Genomic DNA, 22,229 nt, shown 5'->3' on the forward strand with positions numbered 1-22,229 from the left:
TGGAAAATTCGCTTCAAGGTGCGATGACCGCACTCATTACGCCATTTAAAAATCAAAAAGTAGATGAAGTCAGTTTTGAAAAACTAATAAAAAGACAGATAAAGCACGGCATAGATGTCGTTGTACCAGTTGGAACCACTGGCGAGAGTGCAACACTGACGCATGATGAGCATAGAATTTGTATCGAAATAGCTGTTGATGCTTGTAAAGGCACAAATGTAAAAGTACTAGCTGGGGCTGGTAGTAACGCCACTCACGAAGCTATTGGTATCGCAAAATTTGCTCAAGCTCATGGCGCTGATGGTATCCTATCAGTTGCTCCCTACTACAATAAACCAACGCAGGAAGGGCTTTACGAGCACTACAAGGCCATTGCAAATAGCATTGAGATACCTGTGCTTCTTTACAATGTTCCAGGTAGAGTCGGCGTGGATATCTTGCCAGCGACCGTTTTTAGGCTCTTTAAAGAGTGCAAAAATATCTATGGTATCAAAGAGGCAACAGGTAGCATAGATAGATGCGTAGATCTGCTAGCTCACGAGCCAAATTTAGTAGTCATTAGCGGCGAAGATGCGATCAACTATCCTATCATATCAAATGGCGGCAAAGGTGTTATCTCAGTTACAGCAAATCTCTTGCCAGATCAAATTTCAGAGCTTACGCACTTTGCGATGAACGAAGAGTACAAAAAAGCAAAATTAATAAATGATAATCTATACACGATAAATAAAACACTCTTTTGCGAAAGCAATCCGATACCGATCAAAGCAGCGATGTATCTAGCTGGACTAATCGACTCTTTAGAGTACCGCTTGCCACTTTGCAAACCAAGTAAAGAAAATTTTAAAAAGATAGAAGAAGTAATAAAAAATTACGAAATAAAGGGTTTTTAATGAAGGACACACTAAACGAATTTAAAGGTAAAACGCTAGTTATCAGCGGCGGCACTAGAGGTATCGGTAGAGCCATAGTTGAAGAATTTGCAAAAGCTGGTGTAAATATAGCATTTACCTACAACTCAAACGAAGAGCTTGCAAAAGAACAAGCAAAAGAGCTTGAGGCTACTTACAAGATAAAAGCCAGAGCCTACGCACTAAACATACTTGAACCAGAAACTTATAAAGAGCTATTTTTAAAGATAGACGAGGACTTTGATAGGATTGATTTTTTTATATCAAATGCAATTATTTCAGGTCGTGCAGTAGCTGGTGGATACACTAAATTTATGAAGCTAAAACCAAGAGGCATAAACAATATCTTTACAGCAACAGTAAATGCCTTTGTCGTAGGCACTCAAGAAGCTGCAAAACGTATGGAAAAAGTGGGTGGTGGTAGCATCATCAGCCTAAGCTCTACTGGAAATTTAGTCTATATCGAAAACTACGCAGGTCACGGCACAGCAAAAGCAGCCGTTGAAGCCATGGCAAGATACGCTGCAACCGAGCTTGGAGAGAAAAATATCCGTGTAAATGTCGTAAGTGGCGGCCCTATCGAGACAGACGCGCTAAGAGCCTTTACTAACTACGAAGAGGTGCGCGATATGACGGCAAAGCTTAGCCCGCTAAACCGCATGGGACAGCCGACTGATCTAGCTGGAGCATGTCTATTTTTGTGTTCACCAAAAGCTAGCTGGGTGACTGGACATACATTTATAATAGATGGCGGTACGACATTTAAATGAGAGTGAAATTTCTAAGCATAAAGGCATATTTGTGAGTTTAAATTTACCAAATTCTTTAGCGTTTTTTAGGATACTGTTGGCTCCGCTTATGTTTTTTATGCTCGTAAATGCGCCAGGAATTTTTACGCAAATTCATATGAGCTGGATAAACTACTTCGCAGCTCTTATTTTTGTGATTGCCTCGGTGACTGACTTTTTTGACGGTTACATCGCAAGAAGCTGGGATCAAAAAACTAAACTTGGAGCGATCCTTGATCCGTTAGCAGACAAGATGTTAATTCTTGCTGCATTTTTAGGCCTCATGATGCTTGGTAGAGCGAGTGCTTGGGCTGTTTATCTCATCTTGGTGAGGGAATTTTTTATAACTGGCTTTCGTGTCGTGATGGCTAGTGACGGCGTAGAGGTCGCAGCTTCGATGGCTGGCAAGGTAAAAACCGTCTCGCAGATGTTTGCGGTTGGATTTTTGCTGATGAGCTGGCCTGGTGGCGAGCTTTTGCTATGGATAGCTGTTGCGCTTACACTTTATTCTGGATTTGAATATATCTTTGCCTATATAAAGGCGATGAAAAAGAGCTAAAATTTCTTTCGCTCGTAAGACCCAAAGTTTTTACTTGCAAAAATTTATATAAATAATCAAATCTTCATTTTCAAAATAAGTAAAATCAAGTTAAAAATTTCTCCTAGCTAAGAGAAATTTTTAGCTAAACGCCGTTTGAGAGTAAATTTATAAATTTTGGCTAAAATCTCATCAATTTTTCAAAAAAAGGTAAGTTTTGAAAGGCATTTTCTTCACGCTGGCCCTGCTTTGCCTTGGGCTTTATGCATATTCGTTTTATTTTTTAGTGACCGTTTTAGCCATTAAATTTCTCATATTTTTCCACGAGCTTGGCCACTTTTTGGCAGCAAGATCGCTTGGCGTAAAGGTAAATACCTTTAGTATCGGCTTTGGCGAGAAAATTTACACCAAAAATGTTGGAGGCACCGACTACTGCCTAAGCACGATCCCACTTGGTGGATACGTGCAGCTGAAAGGTCAAGACGACACCGACCCAAAGGCCAAAAACTACGACGCGGACAGCTACAACGTGCTAAGCCCTATAAAGCGAATTTATATCCTCTTTGCAGGGCCGTTTTTTAATTTTATCTTGGCGTTTTTTATATACATTTTGCTTGGATTTATCGGCGTTGAAAAACGTGCGCCAATAGTTGGATATATAGTTGAAGGCTCGGCAGCTGAGAGCGCTGGCATAGCAGTAAACGATAAAATTTTAGCGGTAAATGGCGTAAAGATAAACGAGTGGGGCGAGATCAGTAAAAATGTAAAACTTGAGCCAAGTACCATTTTGATAGATAGAAACGGCTCAATTTTAAGCATAAATTTAACACCAAAAATAGGCGAGACGATAAATATATTTAATGAAAAGATCCAACACCCACTAATCGGCATTAGGTCAAACGGCGAAGTGATAAAAATTTATCACACAGGCCTTAGTAGCCTAAAATTTGCATTTTACGAGACAATTGAAGCATCAATGCTCATCTTTAAAAGTCTTGAAAAGCTAATCATTGGAGATATACCACTAAAAGAGGTCGGCGGTATCGTGCAGATCGCTAATGTTACTTCAAAAGCCGCAAAAATAAGTCTTGGCGTGCTTTTGACGATTGTCGCTTTAATCTCAGTAAATTTAGGCGTTTTAAATTTATTCCCCATCCCAGCACTTGATGGCGGCCACATACTTTTTAACCTATATGAGCTGATTTTTAGACGCGAGGTAAATGAGCGAGTGCTAATTATGCTTACCTACTGCGGCTGGGCACTGCTGCTTGGCATAATGGTACTTGCAACTTTTAATGACATTATGAGATTAAGCGGAGGTTTATGATGATAGTTTTAAAAGAGTTATTGGAAAAGATCGAAAATTTAAGCAAAGACGTGACACTAATCGCTGTTAGCAAAAATGTCACAAGTGCCGAAGTAAGAGAGCTTTACGCACAAGGGCAAAGAAATTTTGGCGAAAACAGGGTCCAAGAGCTAGCCAAAAAAGAGCTAGAACTGCAAAATTTTACTGATATAAAATGGCATATGATCGGCCGCTTGCAAAATAACAAAATAAATCAAATGATAAGTCTAAAGCCAACACTTTGGCAAAGCTGCGATAACTTTGAAAGGGCCGTAGAGGTCGATAAAAGACTCAGCTATAAGCTAGATACCTTGCTTCAAATAAACTCGGCTGATGAAGATACAAAGCAAGGTGTAAGCGTGGCAAATGCGCTAGAAATTTACGAGCACATCCAAAGCGAGTGCAAAAATATTAATCTAAAAGGCGTGATGAGTATCGGAGCGCATGTGGATGAGCCAAAAGAAATTCAAAAGAGCTTTGAACTAACTTATAAAATTTACGAGAGCCTAAAGCCAAAAGGTGCAACTATCTGCTCGATGGGTATGAGTAGTGACTTCGAGCTAGCGATAAAATGTGGCTCAAATATGATTCGCCTTGGCACTATGCTTTATCTATAAATTTATCACTTTTGCATGCCCCTACTGCTAACGAAATAGATTGCCACTGGAGCTATGTAAATTTCTACCCAAAGAGACTTGAGAAAAAATTAAAATTTAATATTTAGCGTCAGCCAGAACTAGAGCAAAAAGTACTTTTACGCCAGCTTTTTCTAGAGTATTTCTAGCCTCAAATATCGTAGTGCCAGTAGTTACGATATCATCTACTAAAATAACTGGAGCAGTGATCTTTTTTAGGATTTTAAAATTTCTTGGGTTATTTTGTCTAAATTGTAAATCCCTGCCACTATAGCTGATCTTGCTGGTTGCATGCAGTGCGTGAAATATAGGCTTTAGGTTTTTAGCCCTTAGTGCATTTGCCAAAATAGCCGTGTGTGAGTAGCCAAAATGAACTCTATCGTCTATAGGCAAAGCATAGACTTGCTCCGGAAAGCTAAAACTTTTGGCAAATTTCTTAAATGCAAATTTGGCTAAGTTTTTATATATAAAATATCCGTGCATTTGGTGCTTGGAGTGGATGAGTTCTTTTATTTCAGAGTAGCCGTAAAAGCTATAAATTTTAAAGCCCTCTAGCTCTCTTGCTATCGGGCTTGGCTCGCTTAAAATTTGTGAGCAAATTTTACAAAATGTATTTAGCGTAAAGCTCTTGCAAAACGCACAAAACATTAGCTATTTAAAATAGCAAGCGCTGTGCGTTTGATAGCATCATTTATTATTTCAGTCAAAAATGATTTAAATGCTCCACCTGTGGGAATTAACTCAAATTTAGTTTGATTATTTGAAATATTTTTAACAATGCTTTGATCGCCTTTTTGGATCTTAAGTGTAATCTTAATATTGCCTTTTGTATTATCAGTACCATATCCGCTCATATTTGCTTCAAACTCGTTGATAAAAATTTCAACTACGACGCCACCCATGCCATTTACATTTGCACCGCGCGCCATAAGCTCTTTTTTGAGCGAATCGCTAAAATAAGTAGCAAGATCGTTTTGAAGCACGACATATTCTTTTACGGTACCTTTGCTATCAGTGATCGTAGCAATAGTACTTTTGTTTTTACGGTTATCATGCACCGCGCTTATATAGGCCTCAAAGCCGCTATTTTGTTGGCTTGAAGCAGCCTTATATGGATCAAATGCGACAACACTTTGACTTGGCGCACAACCAGTTAAAAATAAAACAAAAAGTCCAAAAATAGCTAAAAATTTAAATTTATTCATCGTTTTTCCTTTTAAAGTTTAGTGATCTCATCGGCTACTTTTATCGCAGCTTGTTTAACTAAAAGTGCGATAAAAAAGTCAAACTGACCAGACTCTGAAGCCTCTAGCTTCTCCACATGGTGCCTAGTCGAGATAGGTAACGTTTTTTTGAAATTTATATTTGAAAGAATAAGAAGCCCATTTAGATGTCCATTTAAAATTTCTGAACTTCCCGAATAGCTTCCTCTAAGCTCGTCAAATCTAAAATCAAGCCTGTATGTATAAGGCGATGTTTGAGTATCGACAACAACGATTCCACGAGAATTTAACTCACGCTGTAAGAACATGTAAAAAAGCACTTCAAGGCGTGGATTTGAGTTAAAAACTGCAGTATTTCCTTCAACACCTGTGTAATATATCGATCTTGCGCTACTTCTAGCATCAACGATCCTGTGGAAATAAACCTTTTTTAGCCCAACATTAGTATCGATCATATTTTTTTCTAAGCAGCAGTTTATTGCTACATCACTTTTGTATTTAACACCATTTATGAAAAGGCCATCGCCCCTGCCTTTACAAGCGCTGCAGTCAGCTGGGATCCTCATAACCTCTTCAAAATACATCTTATCTTCGCTGTTTATGCTCGCACTTTGCACGCCGTCTATTCCTTCACATGATAGACAAAGGCTAGCTTTAGCCACGCAGCCAGTTAGAAAGATAGCTGCAAAAACTGCTAATAATGTCGTTCTTAGCATTTTACTTCCTTTTGCTCTTTTTGTTTTTTGCGGAGATTCTTTACACTCTCACCTGCTATACCGTAGTTATTCATATCGATCTCATCGATAATGACAACGGTATTTTGAGCGCTTCTACCTAAAATTTCGCTTATTAGCTTTGTAACCCCACTTATCATCTTCTCTTTTTGCTCCACACTTGGGCTATCACCCTCTTTTGTCACACAAATTTTCACAAATGGCATATGCTTCCTTTTTTGCAAATTTAGTATTTAAAATTTAATCAAAAACAAAAACCAAAAGCGGCCGTATCGCCAGCTCACAATGAGGCGAGATATTTTGTGATGATTTTGAAAGCTGTGACGTGAAATTTTGGCGCAGATAGAACACGTAGTTCATCAAGCCAAAATTTCACTAACTCTTTCAAAAGGGCACAAAAGATAAACCTCTAGTCTATTTTTAAGACGGATAAGAACGCCTCCTGCGGCAAATTAACCTTCCCTATCGCCTTCATACGCTTTTTACCCTCTTTTTGCTTTTCAAGCAACTTTCTCTTGCGCGTGATATCGCCACCGTAGCACTTGGCTGTGACGTTTTTGCCCATTGATTTTACGGTTTCTCTAGCTATTATTTTGTTGCCAATGCTCGCTTGTATCGCCACTTCAAAGAGCTGACGAGGTACGATCTCTTTCATCGCCTTTACAAAGTCCCTGCCCTTTGTCTGCGCCTTGCTCTCAGGCACGATGATAGAGAGTGCATCGACCGTTTCACCAGCCACTTTGACATCAAGCTTTACTAGATCGCCCACGCGGTAGTCGCTAGGCTCATAATCAAAGCTCGCGTAGCCTTTAGTGCTTGATTTTAGCTTGTCGTAAAAGTCCATAACGATCTCGTTCATCGGTATGTCATACTCAAGCAAAACGCGATCAGTCGTGATGTAGTCCATCTTTGTTTGTATGCCACGGCGGTTGTTTAAAAGCGTGATGATGTTGCCCAAAAACTCGCTTGGCGTGATGATAGTCGCTTTCACATATGGCTCAAGGATTGAGTCTATTTTGTTGACTGGTGGTAGCTGGCTTGGGTTTTGAATTTTTAAATTTACCCCATCAGTTTGGATGACTTCATAAGTCACAGTCGGCGCTGTGGCGATGAGATCTAGATCAAATTCACGCTCCAGCCTCTCTTTTACCACTTCCATATGAAGAAGGCCTAAAAAGCCAACCCTAAAACCAAATCCAAGTGCAACCGAAGTCTCTGGTTCGTAGCTTATAGAGCTGTCATTTAGCTTTAGCTTATCGAGTGCATCACGCAGATCTTCAAATTTATCAGTTTCGATCGGATAAAGTCCAGCAAAGACAAATGGCTTAGCCCTCTCAAAGCCACCTACTGGCTCTTTTAGGGGATTTCTAGCCTGTGTAATCGTATCGCCCACCTGGACGTCACTAACATTTTTAAGTCCAAGTACAACGATGCCTACTTCGCCAGCTGCAAGACTCTTTGTCTTGATAGGAGCAATAGGATTTGGATACATGAGATCGAGCACAATGTGCTTTTTGCCTGTTCCCATGACTAAAATTTCATCATTTTTTGAGATAGTGCCGTCGTATACACGCACAAGAGCAAGTGCACCAAGATAGTTGTCAAACCAACTATCATAAATAAGCGCCTTTGTAGGCTTGCTTGCATCACCATTTGGCGCAGGAATTCTCGTAATGATCGCTTCAAGTAGCTCTTTTATACCGATGCCACTTTTTGCACTTACCTCGATCGCTACAGAGCAGTCAAGTCCTATAATATGCTCGATCTCGTCCTTTACCCTAGCAGGATCAGCTGCTGGCAGGTCGATCTTGTTGATGACTGGAATGATCTCTAAGTTGTTTTCAAGTGCGATATAGACGTTTGCGATTGTTTGTGCCTCTACGCCTTGACTAGCGTCCACTACTAGCAGTGCACCCTCACAGCTGGCTAAAGATCGACTCACCTCGTAGCTAAAATCCACGTGGCCCGGAGTGTCTATCAAATTTAGAATAAAATTTTCACCGTTTAGTGCGTAGTTTAGGCGAACAGATTGGGCTTTTATAGTGATGCCACGCTCTTTTTCGATATCCATCGTATCCATGATTTGCGAGCTCATCTCACGGTCACTTACGGCGCCACACTCCTGGATCAGACGGTCAGCAAGCGTGCTTTTGCCGTGGTCTATGTGAGCGATGATGCTAAAATTTCTGATGTTTTTCATATAAGTTTTACTTTTTACTAAATTTTGGGCTTTATTTTGCCTAAAGTTGATTTAAATGCCAATAAATATATTTTTATCATAAGCCCGTCACTAGAGCTTGGCTCTATTCTTAAAAATCTTAATGACAATGTCCAAAGTGCTCATGTCCTTCATCGTCATTTAACTCGCAGATGAGATCGTCTTTGTGTCCAAGGCTCTCACTCTCAAACTGAAGCGTGACATGGCCAATGCCTGCATGAAAAAGCTCGTGTTCGATCTGCTTTATCATCTTTGAAATTTCAGCCACGCTTAACGCATCATCCACCACCACGTGGGCTATGAGCGCATTTGTGCCAGCATTTATCGCCCAGATATGCAGGTCATGCACGATTTTAACGCCATCTACGCCCTTTATAACGCCTAAAATTTCATCCGTATCAAGCTTAAGCGGCACGGCTTCGATCAGGATATTAAAGCTATCTTTTAGCAAGCTAGCGCCACTTTTTATGATGAGTAGTGAGACAAAGATACTTGCGATGCTATCGGCCTGCGTGAAGTCAAATTTCATCACAAGAAGCGCTGCAACGATGGTGCCAACCGAGCCAAGCGTGTCACCAAGCACGTGTAGATAAGCCCCTTTCATATTTAAATTTTCTTTTGTATCAGCACTTTTGTGCATGTAAATAGCCACGACTAAATTTACCACAAGCCCCAAAATACTAACAAAAAGCATCGTCTCAGCTTTGATCTCTGGCGCGTTAAAAAGCCTGATGATCGCTTCGACTACGACAAAGATAGTAAGCGCGATAAGAGCGATAGCGTTTATGAAAGCAGCGATGATCTCGACCCTTTTGTAGCCAAAGGTCTTTTGCAAATTTGCCCTTTTTTCTGCGATCTTAAAAGCGACCAGCGACAAAAAGAGAGCCGCAGCATCTGAGAGCATGTGAAATGCGTCGCTAATAAGTGCAAGCGAGTTTGAAACGAAGCCAAAGACCGTCTCGGCCACCATGAATGTGAAAATTAGAAAAAATGAATTTCTTAAAACAGTTTTATTGCTCGTGTGAATGTACATACCGCCATGCTCGGCGTGGTGGTGATGAGAGTGGGTCTCTTGCATCTAAAATGATCACCTTTTACTGATAAATTTAAGCATCCATAGCAAGCTCTGGCGCCACCTGACTAGAGGCTAAGCAAGCTAAAAACTGTATAAATATGCCCTGCATCTGCTTTAGTACCGCTTAAAGATTGAATTTTAAAAATGATAAAAATTTTGTTGTAACTCTTGATATTACAACTAAAAATTATTATACTTCGCTCATCGGTTGTAAATAAAAATATTACAATACAAAGACAAGGAGAACAAAATGAAAAATTATCAAGTTGCAAAGATCGTAAACGAACCAAGAGTCGAGCTAAAAGAGGCTTTAAATTTAACTGGCTGTGAGGTATCTATAAACGAGCTTCCGGCAAATGTGAGCGTGCCATTTGTCCATGCACATAAGCAAAACGAGGAGCTTTACATCATCCTAGAGGGCGAGGGTGAGCTTTTTATTGATGGCGAAGTGATAGTAGTTGGCAAAGGAGACACGGTGCGTATAGATCCAGAGGGTAAAAGGTGCTTTAGAGCTGGCAAAAACGGCATCAAAATGATCTGCATCCAGGCAAAACGCGGTAGTCTAGAGCAATACACAATGAGTGACGGCGTGATAGTTGATGACGTAAAGCCAAGCTGGTTGTAAATTTAAAGACAAATTTAAAGGAGAAACAATGAAAATAGCAATCATCGGAGCAAACGGCAAAAGCGGTACAAATTTGGTGAACGAGGCTTTAAAACAAGGTTACAACGTCACAGCGATCGTTAGAAATAAAGAGTATAAAAACAAAAGCGTAAAGGTCGTTTATAAAGATATTTTCGAGCTTACAAAGACTGATCTGGCTGGCTTTGACGCAGTGATCAGTGCATTTGCAGCGTGGACGCCAGATACCTTTGCGCTTCACAAAAAAGTGGCCACTCATCTTATAAATTTACTAGAAGGCACTAGTACAAGGCTCATCGTAGTTGGCGGCGCTGGTACGTTATTTAATGGATACACCAGACTTCCCAGCGGCATATATGGGTGTAGCAAAGGCAACTGCGGAGTCTTATTTTGAGCTAAAAGATAGGAGCAATTTGCTTTGGACATACGTAAGCCCAGCAGGTGACTACGACCCAAATGGTGCTCGTACTGGTAAATACGTGCTTGGTGGAGATAATCTCATCTTAAACTCAAAAAATGAGAGTTATATAAGCTATGCAGACCTTGCGCTTGCGATCATAGACGAGCTAAAAAACAAAAAATTTATACAAAAACGCTTCACAGCAGTTGGCGAGCGAGCATAAAAATTATAGATTTGACATAGCTGGTACAAAAAGTCGGCTTGTCAAATCTAAACTGAAAATAAACTGCTTTTAGTAAAAATTTAAAGTATAATCAGAAAAAATTTCAAGGACAGTTATGCAAGTAGGGATCAAGTTTTCAACCGCGATCCATGTAGTTTTAGCAGCTTGTTTTTTCAAAGGCGAGAAAGTCACGAGCGAATTTATAGCAGGTAGTATAAACACAAATCCTGTCATAGTTAGGCGTCTGCTTGGCACTCTAAAGGCTGCAGGACTCGTGAATGTCGTAGCTGGAGTTGGTGGTGTGAGTCTTGCGAAAGAGCCAAAAGATATAACCCTCCTTCAAATTTTTAACGCGGTAAATGATAAAGAAAAACTTTTTAAGATCCACTCTGACTCACCTAAAGCTTGCCCGCTTGGTGGCAAGATCGAGGGACTTTTAACTGGTCACTTCCTAAAAGCACAAGAAGCCTTAGAAAGTGAACTAAGAAGTATTACTTTACAAGATCTATTAGATGAGCTTATTAATTTATAAAATTTAAAAAGTAAGCAGATTAAGTTATAGAATTAAAAAGTGGGCAGATATATAAAAACCAATCTATTTTTATTAGGAACGCTATGCGCTCCTAACTATTTTTATATACTTTATGTAAGAATTTTTATAAATTTCTAGATTTATTACTCTTTGCTTTTCTCTTTTTTAGCTTTACTCTTTTGTGCTTTATCTTTTAGCTTTTCTTTCTTATCTTTTATCTCTTTTATACTATCATCTTTAGCACTATCTTTTTTCTCTTTTAATTCATTACTCTTTTTACTTACCTTTTCTTTTATCTCATCTTTTTTAGATTTTATTTTTGATTTTGTGGTGTCTATCTTTGTAGTGCCTGATACTGATATATCTGATTTTAAATTTTCAAATGTCTTATCGCCTATACCATTTACATTTTTTATATCTTCTATTGAGTTAAATTTGTTTGCTTTTCTATACTCTATTATTGCATCTGCCTTTGAAGATCCTATACCATCTAAACTCATTAACTCTTCTTTTGTGGCGGTGTTTAAATTTATGGCTGCTAGTAATGTAGAAGCTGCTACTAATAGTGAGAATATAATCTTTTTCATTTTTGTCCTTTTTGGGTAAATTTGGGTTTGGAGTCTATCATATTTGGTGTTTTTAGTCAACACTCGTATAAAAGCATAAACTAAAAGATATTTATAAATATAAAGATAAAAAGTCTAATTATTTAAAAATATAAATAAATTTTAGATTTGATATTTTGTTATAAATTAAGAAATAATATTAAAAGATGATTGTTTAGATAAAGAATATTAAAAATCAACAAAGCCCGCAACGACCTACTTTTCCAACATCCCAGTAAGGGAGAGTATCATCAGCCAGGACGAGCTTAGCTTCTTGGTTCGAGATGGAGCAAGGCGTTTCCTCGTCTGTATAGTCACGGGCAGTGTTAAATAAAAGATATATCAGATAAATCTCTTATTTAACACTACTTGATAAAGTTAAAAGTCATAAACAAAGTTTTATAAAAACATATCTTATTAAGTTTTTATCCTTAACAAGGAAGTGATGCTTATTAAAAGATAAGCAGACGAGCTATTAGTACTGGTCAGCTAAAGGACTTTCATCCATTACACACCCAGCCTATCAAACACATAGTCTATATGAGCTCTTAAAAGAAGATTCATCTTGGAGTTGGCTTCCTGCTTAGATGCTTTCAGCAGTTATCACATCCCAACATAGCTACCGAGCGGTGCTCTTGGCAGAACAACTCGTACACCAGTGGTTGGTTCGACCCGGTCCTCTCGTACTAGGGTCAACTCTCCTCAATCTTCTTACGCCCACGGCAGATAGGGACCGAACTGTCTCACGACGTTCTGAACCCAGCTCGCGTACCGCTTTAAATGGCGAACAGCCATACCCTTGGGACCTGCTCCAGCCCCAGGATGCGATGAGCCGACATCGAGGTGCCAAACCTCCCCGTCGATGTGAGCTCTTGGGGGAGATCAGCCTGTTATCCCCGGGGTACCTTTTATCCTTTGAGCGATGGCCCTTCCACACAGAACCACCGGATCACTAAGACCGACTTTCGTCTCTGCTTGACGTGTATGTCTTGCAGTTAAGCTGGCTTATGCCTTTATACTCTACGAACGATTTCCAACCGTTCTGAGCCAACCTTTGTAAGCCTCCGTTACATTTTGGGAGGCGACCGCCCCAGTCAAACTACCCACCAGACATTGTCCTACTTGAGGATAACTCAAGCTAGTTAGCTATCAGAATAAAAAAGAGTGGTATCTCAACAACGGCTCACCATAAACTGGCGTCTATGGATCAAAGCCTCCCACCTATCCTGCACATTTTTATCCCAATAGCAGTGTCAAGCTGTAGTAAAGGTCCACGGGGTCTTTCCGTCTTGCCGCGGGTAGGAGGAATTTTCACCTCCACTACAATTTCACTGGATCCCTCTTCGAGACAGCTCCCATCTCGTTACGCCATTCATGCAGGTCGATATTTAATCGACAAGGAATTTCGCTACCTTAGGACCGTTATAGTTACGGCCGCCGTTTACTCGGGCTTCGATCAAACGCTTCGCAGAGCTAACGTCATCAATTAACCTTCGAGCACCGGGCAGGCGTCACACCCTATACATCCTCTTACGAGTTAGCAGAGTGCTGTGTTTTTGGTAAACAGTCGGGAGGGACTCTTTGTTGTAACCTTCAATGCTTACGGAGTAAATCCTTAACAAAGTTAGGCACACCTTATACCGAAGATACGGTGCTATTTTGCAGAGTTCCTTGAAGAGAGTTCTTCCACGCGCCTTAGAATACTCATCCCACCCACCTGTGTCGGTTTACGGTACGGGCAACTATAACTAAACTTAGAAACTTTTCTTGGCTCGACAGTATCGGCAATTCGCTATCCATTCCGAAGAACTTCAAACGCCTATGGGGTCTCGGCTTAAAAAGATCCGGATTTGCCTGGATCTTAACCTACACCTTTCGACTAGCACTACCATCCGCTAGCTTGCTTAACTCTAAGCGTCCTTCCATCGCACATTATAGTTGGCATTGGAATATTAACCAATTTTCCATCGCATACCCCTTTCGGACTTTGCTTAGGACCCGGCTAACCCTACGATGACGAGCATCGCGTAGGAAACCTTGGGTTTACGGCGTTGGGGATTCTCACCCCAATTATCGCTACTCATGCCTGCATGCTCACTTGTATTCGCTCCAGCACTCCTTACCGGTACACCTTCAACGCAAATACAACGCTCTCCTACCACTTAGTAAAACTAAGTCTAAAGCTTCGGTACTCATTTTAGCCCCGTTATATTTTCCGCGCAGAATCACTAGACCAGTGAGCTATTACGCTTTCTTTAAAGGATGGCTGCTTCTAAGCCAACCTCCTGGTTGTTTAAGTAACTCCACATCGTTTTCCACTTAAATGAGATTTAGGGACCTTAGCTGTTAGTCTGGGTTGTTCCCCTCTCGACGACGGATTTTATCACTCGCCGCCTGACTGCCATGATTACACACTAGGTATTCGGAGTTTGATAGGGTTTGGTACATTGGTGTATGCCCTAGCCCATTCAGTGCTCTACCCCCTAGTGTTACTACATGACGCTATACCTAAATATATTTCGGAGAGAACCAGCTATCACGATGTTTGATTGGCCTTTCACCCCTATCCACAAGTCATCCCATAGCTTTTCAACGCTAGCGGGTTCGGTCCTCCACCGGCTCTTACACCGGTTTCAACCTGCTCATGGATAGATCACATCGTTTCGGGTCTGCAACGTCTGACTAAACGCCCTATTAAGACTCGCTTTCGCTACGGCTCCGGGTTTCCTTAACCTCGCCAGACATCACAACTCGCAGGCTCATTATGCAAAAGGCAGTCCATCACCCTGATAAATCATAGGGCTCTGAATGATTGTAAGCAAATGGTTTCAGGTTCTATTTCACTCTGATCACCTCAGTTCTTTTCACCTTTCCCTCACGGTACTTGTGCACTATCGGTCTAGTAGTAGTATTTAGGGTTGGATAGTGGTCTACCCAGCTTCAGACAGAATATCACGTGTTCCGCCCTACTCAGGATACTGCTAAGTAAAACAAAGCTTTCATATACGGGAGTATCACCCTCTATGCTTAATCTTTCCAGATTATTCTATTAGCTAAGTTTAGTCTATATTGCAGTCCTACAACCCCGTTAGTAAACTAACGGTTTGCCCTCTTACGCGTTCGCTCGCCGCTACTAGCGTAATCTCTTTTGATTTCTTTTCCTGAGGGTACTAAGATGTTTCAATTCCCCTCGTTCGCTCCGTTATACGGTAACTAATATCTCTATTAGTTGGGTTGCCCCATTCAGAAATTCCCGGATCAAAGCCCCTTGACGGCTCCCCGAGACTTATCGCAGCCTGGCACGTCTTTCATCGCCTCTACTAGCCAAGGCATCCACCACTTGCTCTTTGTAGCTTACCTTTTCTATATTAGATTATTCTAATTCGCATCACTTCCTTGTTAAAGATAACTTTATGTTACTATATTTAAATTCTAGCTCTCAAGACGGAAAGCATTGACTACTATTTAGATAAGTTTTAAATCCTAAATAGATTGTGATGTCAAACTTTTGCATTAAATGCAAAGATGATAGAAATTTAAATCTTTAACAAGTCCTGTAAAATTGTTTTTAAAACTTGCTTGTGACTATTAACAATATTAATTAAAAGAACATTTAGACAAAAGTCTAATTAGAAAGTTTAAATTTTTAAGCTCTCTAATTAGACTTAATTTAATATAGTTAAACTATTTTATGGTGGAGAATAGCGGGATCGAACCGCTGACCTCCTGCGTGCAAAGCAGGCGCTCTCCCAGCTGAGCTAATTCCCCAATTAAATTCTCTGGTGGGCCTAACAAGACTTGAACTTGTGACCTCACCCTTATCAGGGGTGCACTCTAACCAGCTGAGCTATAGGCCCCTATAGGTCTATCAATCTTTCAAAACTAAACAAGGATGATTGAGAATATCTTTCTTATAAATATCTTGTGAGAGAATATCTATATGTACTCTAGAAAGGAGGTGATCCAACCGCAGGTTCTCCTACGGTTACCTTGTTACGACTTCACCCCAGTCGCTGATTCCACTGTGGACGGTAACTAATTTAGTATTCCGGCTTCGAGTGAAATCAACTCCCATGGTGTGACGGGCGGTGAGTACAAGACCCGGGAACGTATTCACCGTAGCATGGCTGATCTACGATTACTAGCGATTCCGGCTTCATGGAGTCGAGTTGCAGACTCCAATCCGAACTGGGACATATTTTATAGATTTGCTCCATCTCGCGATATTGCTTCTCATTGTGTATGCCATTGTAGCACGTGTGTCGCCCCGGACATAAGGGCCATGATGACTTGACGTCGTCCACACCTTCCTCCTCCTTACGAAGGCAGTCTCATTAGAGTGCTCAGCCGAACTGTTAGCAACTAATGACGTGGGTTGCGCTCGTTGCGGGACTTAACCCAACATCTCACGACACGAGCTGACGACAGCCGTGCAGCACCTGTCTTAACATTTCTGCAAGCAGACACTCTTCTATCTCTAGATGATTTGTTAGATATCAAGTCCGGGTAAGGTTCTTCGCGTATCTTCGAATTAAACCACATGCTCCACCGCTTGTGCGGGTCCCCGTCTATTCCTTTGAGTTTTAATCTTGCGACCGTACTCCCCAGGCGGTATACTTAATCCGTTAGGTGCATTACTGCCAAGACTAGCTTAGCAACAACTAGTATACATCGTTTAGGGCGTGGACTACCAGGGTATCTAATCCTGTTTGCTCCCCACGCTTTCACGCATTAGCGTCAGTTGAGTTCCAGCAGATCGCCTTCGCAATGGGTATTCCTGGTGATCTCTACGGATTTTACCCCTACACCACCAATTCCATCTGCCTCTCCCTCACTCTAGATTACCAGTTTCCCAAGCAGTTCTATGGTTAAGCCATAGGATTTCACAAGAGACTTGATAATCCGCCTACGCGTCCTTTACGCCCAGTGATTCCGAGTAACGCTTGCACCCTCCGTATTACCGCGGCTGCTGGCACGGAGTTAGCCGGTGCTTATTCGTTAGGTACCGTCATTATTCTTCCCTAACAAAAGGAGTTTACGCTCCGAAAAGTGTCATCCTCCACGCGGCGTTGCTGCTTCAGGGTTTCCCCCATTGAGCAATATTCCCTACTGCTGCCTCCCGTAGGAGTCTGGACCGTGTCTCAGTTCCAGTGTGACTGATCATCCTCTCAGACCAGTTATGCGTCATAGCCTTGGTGAGCCATTACCTCACCAACTAGCTGATACAATATAGCCTCATCCTACACCGAAAAACTTTCCCTATCTAACTTATGTAAGATAGGAGTATAGAGTATTAGCAGCCGTTTCCAACTGTTGTCCTCTAGTGTAGGGCAGATTAGCTATATATTACTCACCCGTGCGCCACTAACTCATAAGAGCAAGCTCTTACTTGTCCGTTCGACTTGCATGTATTAGGCACGCCGCCAGCGTTCACTCTGAGCCAGGATCAAACTCTCCATATTAATTACCTAGCAAAATTTATTTGATAGGATTTTATTATGAAGTTTTTAATCAAAAAAACTTTTAGTTTCATTTATTAGTTTGTCTAAATCTATTATAAATTATAAAATAATAGACTGGCTCAATCGATCACTTGTTTAGATTTCAAAGATTGACTAATAGTTTAACAATTGTAAGTTAAAAGAACTTTCTGCTCTGCGTTTTGCAAAACAGAAAGTGAAGTATATAGAAGTGATGCTTAAATACAGATAAAAATCAGGCTAATTTTTAAAAACCCATAAAGAAATTTTGAAGTCCAACTTTTCCATTAAATATAATATCTTTTTTGTTTGGATCATATTTAAATTCGCTTATTACTTTTTTGTCCTCTTCTTTAAAATATCCAGCAGATACCAAAGTAGGCTCAACAAAAGCTACTTCTGGCACTAATGTATCAAAAAAATTCGTCAAACTTTCATCGACACTTATTTTTCCACTAAGAGATAATTTATCAAAAATTTCTGACTGATTTGTTCCCTTTTTAAAGCCATTTACCGCTGCATCCAAATTTAGCTTTAAAGTCTTATCTCCTTTTTTAAAGCTTAATGTATCTATTTTTATACTTGGATTCTTTTCTAAGATTTGATCTATTATCTCATCAAAATTTAATCCAGCTAAAACATTATAATTTTCTTCATTATTTAAATTATTAAGCTTATCTAATACATTATTTAATGCAGCCACATTGATATTTGCGATTTTGCTATCAAAGACAAAATCTGTATATTTTACTTTATCAACTGCTACTATACCTATTTTTATAACATCGTCTGATCTTCCAAGATCATTTGAGATTTCAAATTTTGAGTCATACTTAAAGTCATCTATCAAAATATTACTTATGTCATTAGATGCGAAAGACATCCTTTTAAATTTAACTTTTGCCAAATAAGGTACAAACTGGCTTTCTAAAATTTTTGAAATCTTAACTGGCTCTTTATAACTTGAGTCGATATAAAATCCTTCGATATTTAGATCAACTTTGTTGTACTCACTAAAATCTTTCAAAACAATCTTATCTGCTTCAACCTTTAAGCTGTTTATACTATCTTTTGAATCAAGCGTCATACCAATCTTTATATCTTTTGTATTAACGGCAGTTTTTTGTTTATCATTAAATTCAATATTGCTAAATTTGATATCTACATCTTTATCGCCAGTTAAGCTAACTTTTGTTTTAGTTGTTGCAATGACATTTGATCCCATAAATGTTGCGATAATGTTTTTAATCATATCGTTTTGGATAGAAATTTTTGAGTCTATTTCAAAGCCATCTATAAAAGCAAGCACTGTATGAGAAATTTCATTTTCTACTTTAAAAACCAAATCCTCATTTACATTTTTACCAAATATATTTCCCAAAAGATCTTTTGAAACACTAAAATCAAATGATCCTTTTGAGCCAAAAAAACCTTTTTTGTAATTGTTATTAGAAATTTTAAAGCCCTTAATATTATTTAGATCATTCACTATCCTTTGATAGTTTTTCTCTACCTCATTTGAAGCAAAATAAACCGCTCCAATGGCTACCACGATAACTACGATTAAAGCAGATATCACCTTTTTCATGCTTTTCTCCTTTTTGTAATATGTTGTAAAAAAAACCAAATTCCAAGCAACAAACAAACCATAGCAAGAGGCATAATATATCTATGCTCGCCAAGATAGTCGCTTGCACCTACAAAATAATCACCCGCTTTAAAGCTGGCAAATCCGATAATGATCGCCCAAAGCACTGACGAGATCAAATTTATAATGCTAAATTTATAAAATGAATACTTCGTAAGTCCAAGCGCGATAGGAACCAATGTTTTAACTCCGTAGATAAATTTTTTGATAAATATTATCTTATCACCGTGTTTTTTGGCCAAAATTCCTGCATAAGCAAGCTTTCTTTTATGATTTTTGATATAAGGCATAAGTGAGTTTTTATTAAATCTTGCGACATAAAAAATTAGCGTGTCGCCGATTGTATTTGCCACAGCAGCGACAATTATACTAAGAGTGATATCCATCTTGCCAGCAAAACTTAAAATTCCAGCGGCGATTAATGCAACCATGCCGCCACCAAGGCTATAAAAAAACAATACAATATAGCCGTATGTTGAAACTGAGTTTATGATATCTTGCATTAATCTCCTAAAAGTTTAGATGCAGAGGCTATTAGCTGTTCATAGGCATAGCCACTTTGCTTTAAAATTTCTTCCCTTGCACTGATGACTGCTCCACCAAAGCTAGCTCCCGCAAAGAAACCATCATTTGCGGCATATGCATAAATATCACTTGAAAATTTAAAATCGCTTACTTTACTGTAATTGCGTCCAATGTCGCCAAAAGCTACTGATAGCTTTGTATCAAGCGTGATCTTGGCATCTTTAATATCGTGGATAATGCTATCTTTAAATATAAAAAGCACAAGCGAGCTATCCTCATAACCAAGCTGTATGCCGATACTTCCGCCACTTATGCTAACTGGCAAAATTTCACTTGGCGAGTTAATGTTACCAACAACCATGATGCCATCTCCGCCCATGCCACCAACTACAAAACCGACCTTTTTAACACTTGGAAAGATGATCGTCGCTTTTGACTGCTCGATTAGCTCTTTTATAGGAGCGTTTCTAGCGCCTCTCATAGTTGTTATAAACGAGTTTGCCGAGTCTAGTACTAGTTCTTCACTAGCAAAGCCAAGCGATAAAAACAATAAAATTGAAAAAAGAAATTTCATATTTTGCCGCTATTTTGCAAAATCAACAGCACGAGTCTCTCTGATGACGCTTACTTTTATCTCACCAGGATACTGCACCTTGCTCTCGATCTCTTGAGCTATCTCTTTTGCTACAAGCACGGCCTCGTCGTCGTTTATGAGTTTAGCATTTGCGATGACACGAATTTCACGGCCTGCATTTATCGCATAAGCTTGCTTGATACCATCTTTGCTTTTTGCGATATTTTCTATCTCTTCAACACGTTTTAGGAAGCTCTCAAGTACCTCACGCCTTGCACCTGGACGAGCTGCACTTAGTGCGTCAGCTGCGCAGACAGCCGCACTTTCTATACTTGTTGCCTCTTCATGGCCGTGGTGAGCGTAGATAGCGTTAATGACAACTGGATGCTCTTTGTAGCGCTTACAAATTTCTGCTCCAAGATCAACGTGGCTGCCCTCATACTCATGAGTTAGTGCTTTGCCGATGTCGTGAAGTATGCCAGCTCTTTTTGCAAGTTTCTCATCTCCGCCACACTCAGCTGCGATGATGCCAGCAAGGTGAGCCACTTCAAGACTGTGAGCAAGGGCGTTTTGACCGTAGCTCGCTCTAAATTTAAGCTTGCCTATTAGTTTTACGATCTCTGGATGAATTTTATTTAGACCAAGATCCATGACGATGTTTTCGCCCTCTTCTTGTATGCTTTGCTCAAATTCTTCAGTCACTTTTTTGTGAAGGTCTTCTATCCTCGCAGGCTGAATTCTGCCGTCCTCCACCAAAAGCTCGATCACTCTTGTTGCGATCGCACGTCTGTAAAGATTGAAGCTGCTTAGTATGATCGCGTGAGGTGTATCATCGATGATGATATCAACGCCAAGCACCATTTCAAGGGTCTTGATATTACGTCCCTCTTTACCAATGATCCTACCTTTTAGCTCATCGTTTTTAATATTTACGACATTTATCAGACGCTCAGCCGCAAATTCTCCAGCAAATCTTGACGTAGCCTGCGCCAAGATATAATTAACCCTCTTTTTAGCCTCTCTTTTAGCCTCTTCTTCATATTTTCTGACGATGTGAGCGATGTCTGCACGAGACTTCTCCTCAACCTTTTTAAGCACAACTTCTCTAGCCTCTTCTTCTGTTAAACCAGCAGCGTGCTCAAGTACTCTTATTGCTTCTTCTACCTTATTTTGATAAGTCGCTTTTAAATTTAAACCCTCTTCGTAAGTTATCTTTGCATCTTGCTTATCTTTTTCAAAAAGATCTTTGCTCTCATTTAAAAGCTCTTGCTCATTTAGCAAAATTTTCTCTTTTTTGGCTAGTTCATCAAATTTACTTGCATACTCTTTTTGAAGCTTTGTCGTCTTGTCATCGTATCTTTTTTTGGCCTCAAATTCAGCCTCTTGTACTGAAATTTTAGAATTTTTAAGCGTTAGTTCAGCTTCGTATTCTATTGCTTTTGCTTTTGCTTTTGCTTGTTCTAAGAAGATGTTGTAGTTTGCATCATTTATCTTTTTAGCGTATAGATACCCTGCTCCAACGCCCGCCACACCGGCTCCTAAGCCTATTAAAACCTCTATCATTTATTCCTCTTTTTATATAATTTTTGTTTGGGGTTATATAAAAGTCTGCTACCACGTCTTGTGCATTTGAAAGCACATCTTTGGTATAAAAGTCTTTTATCTCAAGAAAAACTATCCGTTTTGGCTTAATGAGCAAAGAGTCAAAAAATCTATCATAAAATCCTTTTCCGTGCCCTATCCTAGCCATAGCTCCATCAACCCCAATCGCTGGAACTACTGCCATATCAAGTCTAACATTATCCATTTTTTTGCCAGATGGCTGTCTGACGTTAAATTTATAAGTTATAAATGGCAGTCGCAATCTTACCATCTTTAAGCTAAGACCTACCATAAAAGGGGCAAAAATTTCACATTTATGTGATAAATTTCGCCTTATTTTAAGCACATCAACTTCGTAGTTAAGTGGCAAATAAAACAGTACTTTCTTAGAATTTGTAAAATTTATCAATTTCAAAAGCGTTTTTGTAGCTTTATAGTGCGAGCATTTGGCCTTAAATTTAGTAAGTTTCATTAAATTTGCTCTTGCATTTTTTCTAAATTCATTTTTTTCTAAATTAACGCTCATTTTA

21 protein-coding genes, 2 tRNA genes and 3 rRNA genes are annotated in these 22,229 nt (G+C 39.7%); 9 read left to right on the top strand and 17 right to left on the bottom strand.

The window, feature by feature from the left end:
* The first annotated feature begins 23 nt into the window (after positions 1-23).
* The 5 genes from dapA (at position 24) to MTT30_RS04015 (ending at position 4,199) form a co-directional block, all read left to right on the top strand.
* Entirely contained in the window at positions 24-893 is an 870-nt protein-coding gene (gene dapA, locus MTT30_RS03995) for a 4-hydroxy-tetrahydrodipicolinate synthase (RefSeq protein ID WP_219336837.1), read from the top strand.
* Positions 893-1,681: an enoyl-ACP reductase gene (locus MTT30_RS04000; RefSeq protein WP_103628857.1), complete on the top strand. Its 789-nt coding sequence runs from the start codon at positions 893-895 to the stop codon at positions 1,679-1,681. The genes dapA and MTT30_RS04000 overlap by 1 nt, the downstream gene beginning before the upstream one ends.
* Positions 1,659-2,258: a CDP-diacylglycerol--glycerol-3-phosphate 3-phosphatidyltransferase gene (pgsA, locus tag MTT30_RS04005; RefSeq protein WP_429801059.1), complete on the top strand. Its 600-nt coding sequence runs from the start codon at positions 1,659-1,661 to the stop codon at positions 2,256-2,258. Before MTT30_RS04000 ends, pgsA begins: the two co-directional genes overlap by 23 nt.
* A 196-nt stretch (positions 2,259-2,454) precedes the next feature.
* Positions 2,455-3,564, top strand: a complete 1,110-nt coding sequence (gene rseP, locus MTT30_RS04010; RefSeq protein ID WP_429801060.1) for an RIP metalloprotease RseP — start codon at positions 2,455-2,457, stop codon at positions 3,562-3,564.
* Complete coding sequence (locus tag MTT30_RS04015; RefSeq protein ID WP_429801061.1) at positions 3,561-4,199, top strand: YggS family pyridoxal phosphate-dependent enzyme; 639 nt, start codon at positions 3,561-3,563, stop codon at positions 4,197-4,199. Before rseP ends, MTT30_RS04015 begins: the two co-directional genes overlap by 4 nt.
* Positions 4,200-4,295: 96 nt before the next feature.
* On the opposite strand, the gene MTT30_RS04020 is transcribed toward MTT30_RS04015, so the two are convergent.
* The 6 genes from MTT30_RS04020 to MTT30_RS04045 form a co-directional block, all read right to left on the bottom strand.
* On the bottom strand, positions 4,296-4,865 hold the full coding sequence (locus tag MTT30_RS04020; RefSeq protein WP_429801062.1) for a ComF family protein: 570 nt from the start codon (positions 4,863-4,865) through the stop codon (positions 4,296-4,298).
* The gene (locus MTT30_RS04025; RefSeq protein WP_429801063.1) at positions 4,865-5,422 is read right to left on the bottom strand and encodes a YajG family lipoprotein; all 558 of its coding nucleotides are present in this window, start codon (positions 5,420-5,422) and stop codon (positions 4,865-4,867) included. The genes MTT30_RS04020 and MTT30_RS04025 overlap by 1 nt, the downstream gene beginning before the upstream one ends.
* A gap of 11 nt (positions 5,423-5,433) precedes the next feature.
* A complete protein-coding gene (locus tag MTT30_RS04030; protein WP_087577142.1) occupies positions 5,434-6,156 on the bottom strand; it encodes a hypothetical protein in 723 nt (240 codons plus the stop codon).
* Positions 6,150-6,380, bottom strand: coding sequence for a 2-hydroxymuconate tautomerase family protein (locus MTT30_RS04035; protein ID WP_151227830.1), 231 nt, complete (start codon positions 6,378-6,380; stop codon positions 6,150-6,152). Before MTT30_RS04035 ends, MTT30_RS04030 begins: the two co-directional genes overlap by 7 nt.
* 203 nt (positions 6,381-6,583) lie before the next feature.
* Positions 6,584-8,374, bottom strand: coding sequence for a translation elongation factor 4 (gene lepA / locus MTT30_RS04040; RefSeq protein ID WP_429801064.1), 1,791 nt, complete (start codon positions 8,372-8,374; stop codon positions 6,584-6,586).
* Between the two features lie 118 nt (positions 8,375-8,492).
* Complete coding sequence (locus tag MTT30_RS04045; protein WP_429801065.1) at positions 8,493-9,470, bottom strand: cation diffusion facilitator family transporter; 978 nt, start codon at positions 9,468-9,470, stop codon at positions 8,493-8,495.
* Positions 9,471-9,717: 247 nt separating this feature from the next.
* Between MTT30_RS04045 and MTT30_RS04050 the strand changes: the two genes are divergently transcribed.
* The 4 genes from MTT30_RS04050 to MTT30_RS04065 all read left to right on the top strand — a co-directional run bounded on the left by MTT30_RS04050 (position 9,718) and on the right by MTT30_RS04065 (position 11,265).
* On the top strand, positions 9,718-10,092 hold the full coding sequence (locus MTT30_RS04050; RefSeq protein ID WP_429801066.1) for a cupin domain-containing protein: 375 nt from the start codon (positions 9,718-9,720) through the stop codon (positions 10,090-10,092).
* A 28-nt stretch (positions 10,093-10,120) separates the two neighbouring features.
* Positions 10,121-10,504: an NAD(P)H-binding protein gene (locus MTT30_RS04055; RefSeq protein WP_429801067.1), complete on the top strand. Its 384-nt coding sequence runs from the start codon at positions 10,121-10,123 to the stop codon at positions 10,502-10,504.
* A gap of 19 nt (positions 10,505-10,523) precedes the next feature.
* The gene (locus tag MTT30_RS04060) at positions 10,524-10,733 is read left to right on the top strand and encodes a hypothetical protein (RefSeq protein ID WP_429801068.1); all 210 of its coding nucleotides are present in this window, start codon (positions 10,524-10,526) and stop codon (positions 10,731-10,733) included.
* A gap of 115 nt (positions 10,734-10,848) precedes the next feature.
* Positions 10,849-11,265, top strand: a complete 417-nt coding sequence (locus tag MTT30_RS04065; protein ID WP_429801069.1) for an Rrf2 family transcriptional regulator — start codon at positions 10,849-10,851, stop codon at positions 11,263-11,265.
* Between the two features lie 143 nt (positions 11,266-11,408).
* Here the strand turns inward: MTT30_RS04065 and MTT30_RS04070 are convergent, their stop codons facing one another.
* The 11 genes from MTT30_RS04070 to MTT30_RS04120 all read right to left on the bottom strand — a co-directional run bounded on the left by MTT30_RS04070 (position 11,409) and on the right by MTT30_RS04120 (position 22,225).
* Positions 11,409-11,852 (bottom strand): ComEA family DNA-binding protein, encoded by a 444-nt coding sequence (locus tag MTT30_RS04070; RefSeq protein WP_429801070.1) that lies wholly within the window; start codon positions 11,850-11,852, stop codon positions 11,409-11,411.
* 221 nt (positions 11,853-12,073) lie between these two features.
* Positions 12,074-12,192: ribosomal RNA gene (rrf, locus tag MTT30_RS04075) — 5S ribosomal RNA — on the bottom strand.
* A 133-nt stretch (positions 12,193-12,325) separates the two neighbouring features.
* Positions 12,326-15,230: ribosomal RNA gene (locus MTT30_RS04080) — 23S ribosomal RNA — on the bottom strand.
* A 332-nt stretch (positions 15,231-15,562) separates the two neighbouring features.
* Positions 15,563-15,638: transfer RNA gene (locus MTT30_RS04085), tRNA-Ala, on the bottom strand.
* Positions 15,639-15,650: 12 nt separating this feature from the next.
* A tRNA-Ile gene (locus tag MTT30_RS04090) sits at positions 15,651-15,727 on the bottom strand.
* Positions 15,728-15,821: 94 nt separating this feature from the next.
* Positions 15,822-17,332 (bottom strand): 16S ribosomal RNA (locus tag MTT30_RS04095).
* The 16S, 23S and 5S rRNA genes sit together here with 2 tRNA genes alongside, the layout of an rRNA operon.
* Positions 17,333-17,597: 265 nt before the next feature.
* Positions 17,598-18,938 carry a DUF945 family protein gene (locus tag MTT30_RS04100; RefSeq protein ID WP_429801071.1) on the bottom strand — a complete coding sequence of 447 codons (1,341 nt, stop codon included), beginning with the start codon at positions 18,936-18,938 and terminating at the stop codon, positions 17,598-17,600.
* The gene (locus MTT30_RS04105; protein ID WP_429801072.1) at positions 18,935-19,501 is read right to left on the bottom strand and encodes a DedA family protein; all 567 of its coding nucleotides are present in this window, start codon (positions 19,499-19,501) and stop codon (positions 18,935-18,937) included. The genes MTT30_RS04100 and MTT30_RS04105 overlap by 4 nt, the downstream gene beginning before the upstream one ends.
* Complete coding sequence (locus MTT30_RS04110) at positions 19,501-20,097, bottom strand: lipid-binding SYLF domain-containing protein (RefSeq protein WP_429801073.1); 597 nt, start codon at positions 20,095-20,097, stop codon at positions 19,501-19,503. The genes MTT30_RS04105 and MTT30_RS04110 overlap by 1 nt, the downstream gene beginning before the upstream one ends.
* A 9-nt stretch (positions 20,098-20,106) precedes the next feature.
* Positions 20,107-21,660 (bottom strand): ribonuclease Y, encoded by a 1,554-nt coding sequence (rny, locus tag MTT30_RS04115; RefSeq protein WP_429801074.1) that lies wholly within the window; start codon positions 21,658-21,660, stop codon positions 20,107-20,109.
* Complete coding sequence (locus tag MTT30_RS04120; RefSeq protein ID WP_429801075.1) at positions 21,593-22,225, bottom strand: 5-formyltetrahydrofolate cyclo-ligase; 633 nt, start codon at positions 22,223-22,225, stop codon at positions 21,593-21,595. The genes rny and MTT30_RS04120 overlap by 68 nt, the downstream gene beginning before the upstream one ends.
* Positions 22,226-22,229: the final 4 nt, after the last annotated feature.

Source organism: Campylobacter concisus (assembly GCF_050447445.1).
In the GTDB taxonomy this organism is placed as follows: Bacteria; Campylobacterota; Campylobacteria; order Campylobacterales; family Campylobacteraceae; genus Campylobacter_A; species Campylobacter_A concisus_BI.

Coding starts and splice junctions, on each gene's coding strand:
- dapA (WP_219336837.1), top strand. CDS start 24: ATGACCGCACTCATTACGCCATTTAAAAATCAAAAAGTAGATGAAGTC.
- MTT30_RS04000 (WP_103628857.1), top strand. CDS start 893: ATGAAGGACACACTAAACGAATTTAAAGGTAAAACGCTAGTTATCAGC.
- pgsA (WP_429801059.1), top strand. CDS start 1,659: ATGGCGGTACGACATTTAAATGAGAGTGAAATTTCTAAGCATAAAGGC.
- MTT30_RS04015 (WP_429801061.1), top strand. CDS start 3,561: ATGATGATAGTTTTAAAAGAGTTATTGGAAAAGATCGAAAATTTAAGC.
- MTT30_RS04020 (WP_429801062.1), bottom strand. CDS start 4,865: ATGTTTTGTGCGTTTTGCAAGAGCTTTACGCTAAATACATTTTGTAAA.
- MTT30_RS04025 (WP_429801063.1), bottom strand. CDS start 5,422: ATGAATAAATTTAAATTTTTAGCTATTTTTGGACTTTTTGTTTTATTT.
- MTT30_RS04030 (WP_087577142.1), bottom strand. CDS start 6,156: ATGCTAAGAACGACATTATTAGCAGTTTTTGCAGCTATCTTTCTAACT.
- MTT30_RS04035 (WP_151227830.1), bottom strand. CDS start 6,380: ATGCCATTTGTGAAAATTTGTGTGACAAAAGAGGGTGATAGCCCAAGT.
- lepA (WP_429801064.1), bottom strand. CDS start 8,374: ATGAAAAACATCAGAAATTTTAGCATCATCGCTCACATAGACCACGGC.
- MTT30_RS04045 (WP_429801065.1), bottom strand. CDS start 9,470: ATGCAAGAGACCCACTCTCATCACCACCACGCCGAGCATGGCGGTATG.
- MTT30_RS04050 (WP_429801066.1), top strand. CDS start 9,718: ATGAAAAATTATCAAGTTGCAAAGATCGTAAACGAACCAAGAGTCGAG.
- MTT30_RS04055 (WP_429801067.1), top strand. CDS start 10,121: ATGAAAATAGCAATCATCGGAGCAAACGGCAAAAGCGGTACAAATTTG.
- MTT30_RS04065 (WP_429801069.1), top strand. CDS start 10,849: ATGCAAGTAGGGATCAAGTTTTCAACCGCGATCCATGTAGTTTTAGCA.
- MTT30_RS04070 (WP_429801070.1), bottom strand. CDS start 11,852: ATGAAAAAGATTATATTCTCACTATTAGTAGCAGCTTCTACATTACTA.
- MTT30_RS04100 (WP_429801071.1), bottom strand. CDS start 18,938: ATGAAAAAGGTGATATCTGCTTTAATCGTAGTTATCGTGGTAGCCATT.
- MTT30_RS04105 (WP_429801072.1), bottom strand. CDS start 19,501: ATGCAAGATATCATAAACTCAGTTTCAACATACGGCTATATTGTATTG.
- MTT30_RS04110 (WP_429801073.1), bottom strand. CDS start 20,097: ATGAAATTTCTTTTTTCAATTTTATTGTTTTTATCGCTTGGCTTTGCT.
- rny (WP_429801074.1), bottom strand. CDS start 21,660: ATGATAGAGGTTTTAATAGGCTTAGGAGCCGGTGTGGCGGGCGTTGGA.
- MTT30_RS04120 (WP_429801075.1), bottom strand. CDS start 22,225: ATGAGCGTTAATTTAGAAAAAAATGAATTTAGAAAAAATGCAAGAGCA.